General features: G+C 58.7%; 7 protein-coding genes and 1 tRNA gene. 3 read left to right on the plus strand and 5 right to left on the minus strand.

The features are described 5' to 3' along the window. Nucleotides 1–279: 279 nt before the first annotated feature. Both VGL22_RS06405 and VGL22_RS06410 read right to left on the minus strand, forming a co-directional pair. Nucleotides 280–355 (minus strand) — tRNA-Ile (locus VGL22_RS06405). Between the two features lie 312 nt (nt 356–667). Beyond that, nucleotides 668–1,615, minus strand: coding sequence for a transporter (locus tag VGL22_RS06410; protein ID WP_465266071.1), 948 nt, complete (start codon nt 1,613–1,615; stop codon nt 668–670). A 340-nt stretch (nt 1,616–1,955) separates the two neighbouring features. On the opposite strand from VGL22_RS06410, the gene VGL22_RS06415 reads away from it, so the two are divergent. After that, the gene (locus VGL22_RS06415) at nt 1,956–3,494 is read left to right on the plus strand and encodes an alpha-amylase family glycosyl hydrolase (protein ID WP_465266072.1); all 1,539 of its coding nucleotides are present in this window, start codon (nt 1,956–1,958) and stop codon (nt 3,492–3,494) included. 45 nt (nt 3,495–3,539) lie between these two features. Continuing rightward, complete coding sequence (locus tag VGL22_RS06420) at nt 3,540–6,365, plus strand: MGH1-like glycoside hydrolase domain-containing protein (RefSeq protein ID WP_465266073.1); 2,826 nt, start codon at nt 3,540–3,542, stop codon at nt 6,363–6,365. Nucleotides 6,366–6,432: 67 nt separating this feature from the next. Here the strand turns inward: VGL22_RS06420 and VGL22_RS06425 are convergent, their stop codons facing one another. The 3 genes from VGL22_RS06425 to VGL22_RS06435 form a co-directional block, all read right to left on the minus strand. After that, entirely contained in the window at nt 6,433–6,555 is a 123-nt protein-coding gene (locus tag VGL22_RS06425; protein WP_465266074.1) for an SDR family oxidoreductase, read from the minus strand. A gap of 235 nt (nt 6,556–6,790) precedes the next feature. Then, nucleotides 6,791–8,020, minus strand: coding sequence for an acetate/propionate family kinase (locus VGL22_RS06430; RefSeq protein WP_465266075.1), 1,230 nt, complete (start codon nt 8,018–8,020; stop codon nt 6,791–6,793). Beyond that, the gene (locus VGL22_RS06435; protein WP_465266076.1) at nt 8,013–9,419 is read right to left on the minus strand and encodes a bifunctional enoyl-CoA hydratase/phosphate acetyltransferase; all 1,407 of its coding nucleotides are present in this window, start codon (nt 9,417–9,419) and stop codon (nt 8,013–8,015) included. The genes VGL22_RS06430 and VGL22_RS06435 overlap by 8 nt, the downstream gene beginning before the upstream one ends. 790 nt (nt 9,420–10,209) lie before the next feature. Here VGL22_RS06435 and VGL22_RS06440 point away from each other — a divergent pair. Continuing rightward, entirely contained in the window at nt 10,210–11,103 is an 894-nt protein-coding gene (locus VGL22_RS06440; protein WP_465266077.1) for an ATP-binding protein, read from the plus strand. The last annotated feature ends 125 nt before the right edge of the window (nt 11,104–11,228 follow it).

Raw genomic sequence — 11,228 nt, forward strand, 5'->3', positions numbered from 1 at the left:
AATTCTCACGAACTTCCAGATCGACGGTGCCTTCAGCGGAAGCGGCAGTTCGACAGTCTACCTGGATAGCCTGGCGCTCTACCGCTGGTGAGTGCCTTCATGGGCGGCCAGCAGCACCTTCGCGCCAGCTTGCAATGAACCGCGTACAGCGACAAAGGCCGGATGGAGTTTTCTCCCTAAACGAGACACTCTGGACATGAAGAACGCGCTTCGGCCGACTCATTCACGAAGCTCGACCCGCTCGTCGCTACTGAGAGAGAACGTAAGTTGTTGCTTCAATGGTGGGCCCGGAGGGATTTGAACCCCCAACCAAGGGATTATGAGTCCCCTGCTCTAACCGTTGAGCTACAGGCCCCTGAGAATGGCAAAACCGCAGAATGAGCTGAAGGTGCGTGCACCTGATCGGCCCTGATCGGCACAGAGTTCAAGTCTACACTGGCGCCATTCGCCAGGCGTCTTCACGCGGGCGTGCATCCCTGCCTTCATCCTTGTTCCGGCCGCCGGCTCTGCCATAGCCCCCAGGTAAATCGAGTCGCGCTATCCCTATGTGCCGAATCCGCACATCAAAACGCAATGCGTCGACATCTCATTCGGCACGCGGGACTGACTTGGACTGCGCGGGCCCAACGCATCGAATTCAGATCAGGAAATAGATAAGGTAGGGATCTCATCTACGCGTGATCCAGGAGTATTGCCATGCTGCGGATATGTTCTGAAAGTTGCCCCCGTACCGGATGTACGCGCCATTGCTATAACTGAACTTCACTGACTGGCGCTTTGAGACGGGCACTGAGACTGTGCCTCCCACGCGGGAGTTGCGGTTGGATGTCAGAGGATTGAGCACTCCGTTGATGCTGGTGGCGCCCCCGAACCAGAAGTTGCCGTCAAAAGAGGCCCACAGGCGATTTTTCACGTCGTAACTGAGGTGGCCTTCAAAGGACCCCATCGGGTCCTGGGTCTGCCGATTGATACCGGCGAAGACGCCATTCTCGGAATAGAACTTCGGGTTGGGCGTGTAGAACCATACGCCCCCGTAGCCGTCCACCACCAGATGCGACCATCGTCGAGACAGACCAATCTCCGGCTTGAATGCCCATCGATTGATGCCTGTATTAATAAGTTTTGCGGAGTCATACTGGCCTGTAGGCGGATTGACTTTGATGCTCGCACCAATAAGCGACTTCTGCTTCCAGCGGACAAAATGGGGCACGTCCATGGCCGGACCGCCCCATAGATTCATCGAGAGCCGAAATGTCAGCGGAGCGAGGCCCGATCGATACACATTGGCCTGCGCCTTACCTATCTTGCCTTCAAAATTTCCCACGGCATAGGGGAGGGCCACTAGCACGTTGGCCGACCTCCCCGCCAGCCTCAATGACCGGACATAGCTGACAACCGGCAAACTTACCCGCGCCTTGGAGTCGGTGACGGGGAGCGAGCCATCGAAATTTACATTGCCATCCACGAGGGCGTACGTGAGCGTAGCGGCGTTCGAATGGACGGGCGTAATCAGGTAGGCGCGAGGTGCAAGATCCTGGGAATAGACTTGGCGGACGCTAAAGAGGAGGGCGCATGCGATGAGCGGGAAGAACCATGAGGTAGGCTTGTGCGTCATTCGGCCCGTCCACTCCGGGCATGAAGTAGGGCAGAAATAGACATGGCCCGGATTCGCTCTCCAGGGAGGATGGCGGTACAATCTGGCCATCAGTAGAGCATGCTGCCCCCGCATGGGCATCTGACAGAATACGCAGTACAGAATCCGAATCGGCATTCATCTGAGGCGGGTTACGGCTGGCACTGTCAGTGTTTCCAGTTCCGCCGCCACCAGATGCTTCCTAAACTCCGAAAGCGCCCCAATTGCTGGGAGTCCGGGGAATACCTCCAAGCGTCCGAAATTCCTGATGAGAGCAAGCTCGGAGACGCGTTCAACGCAAGAGGCGGGGAGTGTTTTGAATATGTCTCTCGCGACCCTTGAAGACACCAAAGCGCCGGCCCCTCCAACCCCGTGGCCTCCATCCCCCACGCTGTATGAGATCGACACCTGGGTTTGGCTCTCGGATCTAGCTCGCAAGCATGGCCGACCGGTGGACCTCGGTTCAGTGCCGCGGCCCGAGTGGGACGCCATCGCGGAATTCGGATTTGACGCGGTGTGGCTGATGGGTGTCTGGGAGCGCAGCCCGGCTGGGATCGCCATTGCCAATGAGAACGGCGGCCTCATCGCAGACTTTCGCCGTGCGCTGCCCGATTTTGAAATCGTCGACAATGTAGGGTCGCCTTACTGCATCCGCAACTACGAAGTCGATTCGCACCTGGGAGGAACTGCGGGCCTTGCCTCCGCTCGCAAAGAATTGGCCCAAAGAGGCATCAAGCTGATTGTTGATTTCGTTCCCAACCACGTGGCTCCCGATCACACTTGGACGATCACGCATCCAGAGTATTTCGTCCAGGGAACCACACAGGATGCACTGAACAACCCCGATTTGTTTCTCGTCCGCAACGGCAATGTCTTCGCGCGCGGCCGGGATCCCAACTTCCCCGCATGGCCCGACGTGCTGCAGCTGAATGCGTTTCACTCTGGACTGCGCATCGCCATTGTTGACACGCTCCGCTCCATTGCCGGCCGGGCCGATGGAGTCCGCTGCGACATGGCTATGTTGCCGATGACGGCAATCTTCGAGCGGACCTGGGGCAGCCGCGCCGGTGAGGTGCCGGCCCATGAGTACTGGCGCGATGTCATCGGGGCCGTGAAAGCCGCGTCCCCTGATTTTCTGTTCGTTGGCGAAGCCTACTGGAATCTTGAATGGGATCTGCAGCAACAAGGCTTCGATTACTGTTACGACAAGAAGCTCTATGACCTGCTTGAGCACAGCAATGCAGAAGCTGTGAGGCTGCATCTTTGCGCCGATCTCGCGTACCAGAAGAAACTCCTGCGATTCATTGAAAACCATGATGAGCCGCGCGCGGCCTCGGCATTCGCTGGAGCAAAGCAGCGCGCGGCTGCGCTGACGGTGGCAACCCTTCCCGGCATCCGAATGTTCCACGAGGGAGAGTTCGAGGGCCGAACCGTCCGCCCGCCCGTTTTCCTGGGCCGGCGTCCGGAGGAGCCTGCCGATGAGGGCTTACGCCGCTTCTACAGGAAGTTGCTGACAGCAGTAAATCGACCGATCTTCCGCATTGGGGATTGGGCACTTTGCGAGCGTGGTGGATGGCCCGACAACAGCACTTATCAAAACATCGCTGCGTGGCATTGGACTCTTGAGTACGAGAGAGTGCTGGTGGTCGTGAATCTAAGCGATTCGCTCTCGCAGGCCCACGTGCGGGTCCCATGGACCGGATTGAGCAAAGAGACCGTTAAGTTGAGGGATCGAGTGAACGGGGTCGAATACGTGCGTGCCGGGACCGAAATGGACTCACCCGGTTTGTATGTGGAGCTTGCGCCGTGGGGGTTTCACTTCTTCGAGGTAAGAGGAAGCGGAAACGTGCAAGCTTCGTGAATCATAGCGGCGGTAACCTCTGCCGGCGCCGAGGAGGAGAGATTCATGGCAACAGGAAGCGGTTCCACTCCATTTAGCTATACCGAGACGGCTGAGCAACGCCGGTTGAACGATACCCGCGAAAACGGGATTCCCTGGAAGAAATGGGGTCCGTACCTTAGCGAGCGGCAATGGGGAACCGTGCGCGAGGACTACAGCGACGATGGCAATGCGTGGAGCTATTTCACTCACGACCAATCGCGGTCACGCGCCTATCTGTGGGGTGAAGATGGGCTGGCCGGAATCTCCGACGACAAACAGTTCCTGTGCTTCGCGCTCGGCTTATGGAACGGACGCGATCCCATCCTCAAAGAACGCCTGTTCGGCCTGACCAACAGCGAGGGCAATCACGGCGAGGATGTGAAGGAATACTACTTCTATGTAGACAGCACGCCCACGCACTCCTACATGAAGTATCTATATAAGTATCCGCAGCGTGCGTTCCCTTATAAGCAATTGGTAGAGACCAACGGGCAACGCTCGCGCGAGGAAATGGAATATGAGCTGATCGATACCGGAGTATTCGACGACGATCGATACTTCGATGTTTTCGTTGAATACGCAAAGGCCGACCCTGAGGACCTCCTCATCCGGATCACGGTGCACAATCGCGGCCCGGAGGCAGCGCCCATTCACCTCCTTCCCACCGTGTGGTTCCGAAATACGTGGATGTGGCAGTCGAATTCGGCCATGCCGCAACTCCGGCAGGTAGGATCGGGGAGCATCGTCGCGAAGCACGAAGAGCTCGGCGAGAGCGTGCTGGACTGCGACGGCAGTCCGGAGTTGCTGTTCACTGCGAACGATTCCAACACGCTTCGCCTGTGGGGCCAGCCCAATGAGAGCCCTTATGTCAAAGACGCCTTCCATGAGTACGTGGTCAACGGCAATTCCAATGCAGTTAACCCGGCCAGGGAGGGCACCAAGGCCGCGGCGCACTACAGCTTGGAAGTGCCCGCCGGCGGCAACGTAACCATTCGACTTCGCCTCGGTGATAAGCCTCCTTCGGACCCGTTCAAGGATTTTGAGGATGTGTTCGCGGCGCGCGTGGTGGATGCGGATGAGTTTTACGACCGCGTCACCCCGCAGAACCTCAGCGCGGACGAGAAGCGCGTTCACCGCCAGGCTCTCGCCGGAATGCTCTGGAGCAAGCAGTACTACTATTTCGACCTCGATCGCTGGCTTACCGAGCATCACGCGCATCCACTGATGGGCGGGAATGTTCGCAAGACGCGCAACGCCGAATGGTTCCACATGCTCAACAGCGACATCATCTCCATGCCGGACAAATGGGAGTATCCGTGGTATGCCGCCTGGGACTTGGCCTTCCATGCCATAGCGCTGTCGCTGGTCGACTTCGACTTCGCCAAGGAGCAACTGCTGCTGATGCTGCGGACACTCTATGCGCATCCCAACGGGCAGATTCCCGCTTACGAATGGAACTTCAGTGATGTGAACCCGCCGGTGCACGCGTGGGCGACAATCTTCCTGTTCAATATCGAAAAGCAGCTCGGGCGGTCCGATATGCGCTTCCTGGAGAAGTCCTTCCAGGGTTTGCTCTTGAACTTCAACTGGTGGGTGAATCGGAAAGACCCCGAAGGCAAGAACGTATTTGCCGGCGGGTTCCTGGGACTCGACAATATCGGGGTTTTCGATCGCAGCGCGCCCCTGCCGACCGGCGGATCACTCGATCAGGCCGACGGTACAGCATGGATGGCGTTCTACTGCCAGAACATGCTGGAGATCGCCCTCACCCTTGCGGAATACGACTCAATGTATGAAGACGTCGCATTCCGGTTCCTGGAGCATTTTCTGTGGATCACCTATGCGATGGACAGGATTGGCACGCATCACGATGAGATGTGGGACAGCGGAGATGGGTTCTTCTATGACCTTCTCCGCCTCCCCAACGGAGATGCGACGCGGCTGAAGGTGCGGTCTATGGTGGGGTTGCTGCCGCTGTGCGCCGCATCGGTCTTCGACGCAGAGGGAATTCTGCAGCGGCTCCCCAAGCTGGCGGAACTTCTGCAGGTATTCAGAAATCGCCACCCGGAGGCACTCCGGCATATTGCGCCGCTGGACGGGAGCTTCAAGGGATATGCCAACCGGCGTTTGCTCTCGGTGTGCAACAAAGACAAGATGGAGAAGATTCTCTCTTACCTTCTGGATGAGAACGAATTCCTCAGCGAGTACGGGATCCGCTCTCTGTCGCGCTACCATCTTGACCATCCTTTTTCGTTCTGGCTGAGCGGGCACGAGTACAAGGTGCAGTATCTCCCGGCCGAATCGAATAACGGAATGTTTGGCGGCAACTCGAATTGGCGCGGGCCTATCTGGATGCCGGTCAACGGTCTGATCATTCGCACCCTGCTGAATCTCTACCAGTTCTATGGAGACGAGTTCACCGTGGAATGTCCCACCGGCTCCGGCAATCGAATGAACTTGTTTGAAGTAGCGAAGGAGATTGGACGCAGACTTTCCAATATCTTTTTGCGGGACAAGGATGGCAAACGGCCGGTTTATGGCGGAGCCAGCAAGTTCCAGGACGATCCGTATTGGAAGGACTACATCCTCTTCTACGAATACTTCCACGGCGACAACGGAGCGGGCTTGGGAGCGAGCCATCAAACGGGCTGGACAGGACTGATTGCTCGGACCCTCGATCTTTTTGCGCGCGTCGATGCGCAGAATGCGCTTCAACTCCCCAAGGCCGAATTGGGGCAACGCCTGACCGCCGATCAAGTCGCGGGAACCAGCGTTCTGTCGGAGGCAAAGGCGGCCAGCGCACCGTCAAAGGGGTCGGGCAGCAGCGCTGCACCGGAGAAGGTGGTTTGACCGCCATTTAAACTGCAAGCCCGGGTCACGGCGTCATGGCCCGGGGCTTGTTCTCGCTGAAAAAACTTCAGGCCAGAATATGGGCTCCGCCATCCACGTACATGGTCTCTCCGGTGATGCGGCACCCGTAGGGCGTCGCAAGATAGGCGCAAGTAAAACCGACATCCATGATATCCACGAGCTCGTGCACCGGGGCAGAGCTTCAGCCAGAAGAAGGTCGAAGTCCTTGAGACCCGACGAGGCCCGCGTCCTCAGCGGCCCGGTCGAAATGGCGTGTACACGAATCCCTTGAGGGCCAGGTTAGTAAGCAGGATACCGGCAACAGGCCTCCAGCGCCGCCTTCACCGGCCCCATCGCGCTGTAGTCGTTCACCACCTTCTGCGCGCCGCGATACGTCATTTCGCAACTCCACCACCAGCGCATGTCTATCCTTTAAAACCGGCTGCGGAACTGGGACTGCCGTCACGCGCCTCTTCATTTAAGTTAAGAACCTGTTGCGTGTGACGCGCGATCATAAGTTCTTCGTTGGTCGCGATCACCCAGGCTGCGACGCGGCTACTCGATGTGCTGATCCGAGCGGCCCCCGTCCTGTTTGCATCTTCATCCAGTTCCACGCCCAGCCACGCCGCATCGCGGCAGACACGCGCACGGATCGCGGCAGCATTCTCCCCAATACCCCCCGTGAACACGATCGCATCGAGACCGCCCATGGCCGCAGCCAAAGAGCCTAGCTCCCGCCCGATCCGGTAAACGAATACATCGATGGCCAGCATCGCCTCCGCATGTGAGCTTTCAAGCAATGTGCGCATATCGCTGGACATCCCGGAGAGCGCAACCAGTCCTGATTCCTTGTAGAGCAGTCGTTCCAGATCCTTCACCTGCATCTTTTCGTGCTGCAGCAGGAACAGAATCGCACCGGGATCCAGGCTTCCACAGCGCGTGCCCATCGGAAGTCCGTCCAGCGCGGAAAACCCCATGGTTGTCGCAACACTGCGGCTAGCCTTCAAAGCGCACATGCTGGATCCGTTCCCCAGGTGCATCACAACCGTCTTGCCCGCCGCCGCCTCGCCATCCACCGCGGGAAGCGCAGATGCAATGTACGCATAGGACAGCCCATGAAATCCGTAGCGACGTACACCGGCTTCTCTCAGCCGAAGCGGAAGCGGGATGATTTGCGCCACTTCAGGGCACGTGGAATGGAATTCCGTATCGAAGCAGCCCACCTGGGGTAGATCGGGCCGCCGCTCCAGCCCCAGCCGAATGGGCTCCAGATTGTAAGGTTGGTGAAGCGGTGCCATCGGAATAAGCTTTTCGAGTTCGTCAACCACGGCGCTGTCCAGAAGCACAGGCGCCGTGTACTTGAGCCCGCCATGCACAATGCGATGTCCAATTCCGACCAGCTTGCTGTCTCTCAGAGCATTGCGCAGATAGACCAGCAGATACTCCATCGCCTCGCGATGGGTAAGAGTGATACCGCCGGACCAGGACTTCTCCGCAATCGTCTTCCCATCGAGCTTGGCGACAAAATGCGGATTAGTGAAAAGGCCTTCAATTTGGCCCCGGATACCCGGCCGAAGACCGTCCCCGCCGATCGCAAACAGAGAATATTTGATACTCGACGAACCCGAGTTCAGAACGCCAATCTGGTCAGACATGAGCCACCTCGGGCGACCCCATCGCCGTCGGCGCACGGCGCGCGTTGGCCACCAGCTTCATAATTGCCGACGAGGTGAGCCGGTTACGCGCAGAGTCCGCGCGGCTTGTAAGAACAATCGGAACGCGCGCACCCAGCACGATTCCCGCCCCATTCGCGCCGGCAAGGTACTCCAACTGCTTGGCCAGGATATTGCCCGCTTCCAGGTCGGGCACCAGCAGAATGTCCGCCCTTCCCGCCACTGGCGATGTGATCTTCTTGATGCGCGCGGCTTCTTCGCTGATGGCGTTGTCGAAGGCGAGCGGTCCGTCAAGAATGCCGCCCGTGATCTGCCCGCGATCGGCCATCTTGCACAGAATGGCCGCGTCAATCGTAGCCTGCATGGTCGTGTTCACCGTTTCGACAGCGGCCAGAATGGCCACGCGCGGCTCTTCGATTCCCAGCACATGTGCCAGATCGATCGCGTTCTGAGCGATATCTACTTTCTCCTTCGCCGTGGGCGCAACATTGATAGCCGCATCCGTCACCAGCAGGATGCGCGGATAAGCCGGAACATCCATGATGAACACGTGGCTGATGCGGCGCGCGGTCCGCAGGCCCGTCGCCGACGAGACCACCGCCCCCATCAACTCGTCGGTATGCAGGCTTCCCTTCATCAGCGAATCGATCTCTCCGGCGCGTACCAGCGCAACCGCCCGCTCCGCGGCCGCCACGCTGTGTTCCGTCGACACAATCCGATAGGGAGACAAATCAATTCCTTCCTCCTCGGCCACTGCCCGGATCTTCCTCTCGGGCCCGATCAGTGTAGGCTCGATGAGACCCCGCTCAGCCGCCTGGATAGCTCCAAGCAGGGAATTGCGATCGCACGGATGAACCACCGCGCACGTCACCGGAGGAGTGCTCTCGCACGCCCGCAAGATGGGCGCGAACGCATCGTTGCGACGGAGAATAATCTCTGGAGTGGCTATCTGCGAATACGAGATGCGCTCCGTCGGTGCCACCACCGTCACTGAACCGGACACGATCCGCCGGTCCCCGCGCGTGACCATGCAGTCCAGAACCACCACGTTGCCAGCCTCGCGCTTTTCGCGAACCGTGATCGAACCGGTAACTTCATCGCCTGCGGAAAGCGATCCGGCGAACATAAGGTTTTGCGCAACAACGGTTGTGCCGGGCCCTGGATACCGCCGCTTGATCATCGCCGTGATCACGGCCTCCGCAGCCACACCCGCAGCCGAGACATCCTCTCGGCCTTTTCCCTCTCTATCCAGATGGAACGGATCAATCTCGCCCGAGACGATCGCTAGTGCGTCAACATCCATCCTGCTCAGCCGATGCGTATACTCCGCCGTAGCTCCAGGTTGAATTTCGCCAAAGGTGTGGTTCGTGAGCTCCGCCATATCAGCCACCTGTCCTTCTGCCGTCAGAGATCCGCGCTGAACGCGTTAGACGAGAGTGCTTCGCGGATGCGAAGCAGTGTTGCGCTCTGTTCTTCGATCGTGCCGAGCTGGCGGAGTAGTCTCCGACTACCGCATCGAGCACAGTGTTGTAGTTTTCGAGATCATTGCGCGCCTATGTCGGCCGCCGTAAACCCCGTGTTGGCCAGATTAGCTATTGCTCCCCGTACGCCTCCTTCACCAGGCTGTCGAACCGTTTCTGCGCCCTTGCCACTCGCTTCGAAACGAGACGGCCAACCCTGTCGCTTGTAGTCATCACGGAAAAAGATGTTCAGTTTGATAGCTCATCCAAGGCCTCTCCACGCGTGCCGTCACGGGCCGTTTGTTCAGCGGGGCAGGTGGTAGACCCGGCACGCACACACGCGCCTGAGCCGCACGCCACCTGCCTGCGGCGGATCTTGCAGATGACTGGCTTCGCCGCAGATTCGCTTGGGCACAGTGCGACGGCAGACAGAGCGTGCCGCAAATCCTGCCGGGATTCTGGCCGGGGCAGGCGGCTTGAGTAACTGCCAAATCTGCCAGTAACAGAGAGAACTAAGTTGCCCAGCCACAGCGCGTTTCGAGAAAGTCTTGCTCGTCCCAACGGAGGTAATCCGCACGTCTCAAACGGCGCGCTGCGTCTAATGACAGTTGAGAAGAGCGGGTCAACTTTGCTACCGATGAGAGCGAATCCTTCAGAGAAACCGCAGACGCTTCGGGCGGCGCGCTCCACTCATCGCGAGGGTCGTCAGGCATGAACACAGTCTCCAAGTCGGCTCTTCAAACAGTGCATCGTTCCGTGCTCGTGGTTGCCGATCTCGAGATGAACTGGATGCTGTTCGACTACCTGGTCGCCAAAAACTGGAGCGTCGATTACGTAGCTCATAACGATCTTGCACTGGCTGCGGTGAAAAGAAGACCGTACGACCTGGTGGTGACCGCGGAGGTGAGCTCCGCCCGCGAAGATCTGGACCTCCTGCGGCGCATCCGCGCAGTTCGGCCGCACACCCGCATGATTGTGCTCACCAGCTACCCGACGCCGAAAGACACGCTCGCTGCACTGCGGGAACAAGCGTTCAGCATCTTCTCAAAGCCTTACTCGCTGGAAACCCTCAAGGCCATGATCGCCATCGCCATGGACGCGCCCTGCTGGGACGATGGGATCGAGGTCGTGTCGGCCACCCCCGCATGGATTCGCCTCATGATCCGCTGTGACCTTCCCAGCATTGAGCGCATGGTGCAGTTCTTTCAGGAACTGGCGGATTTACCCGCCCTGGAGCGCACCCAGGTGGCAACCGCCTTCCGCGAGATGCTTCTCAATGCCGCCGGACACGGCGCGGGTTTCGATCCGCAAGAGTACGTCGAGGTCTCGTACCTGCGCGCAAAACACGCCATCGCATGTCGCGTGACAGATCCAGGCCCGGGATTCAATCAATCTCCGAACGCTTTGGGATCGCCCAACCAGCACGATGGTGCTCCCGAGAAGGAAATGGAACCGGCCGTCCCCACCGCCTCAAACAGAAACTTCGGCATCCTCGTGGCCCAGCATTTCGTTGACGAACTCATCTACAACGAGCAGGGGAACGAAGTGCTGCTGATCAAGTACCTTCAGGCTCCCTCTCTTGCCATGATCCCTGAAAGTTATTGAAACGGCCGCTGCAAACTGATAATTACGGCCCGCAGAACCGTCACGCGCCGGCGATATGGTTTCGCACCGCGTACTTGATCAGATCCGCATTGCTCTTGGCTCCCAGGACTTCCATGATCCTGTAC

Source organism: Occallatibacter sp., assembly GCF_036502485.1.
Classification (GTDB): Bacteria; Acidobacteriota; Terriglobia; order Terriglobales; family Acidobacteriaceae; genus Telmatobacter.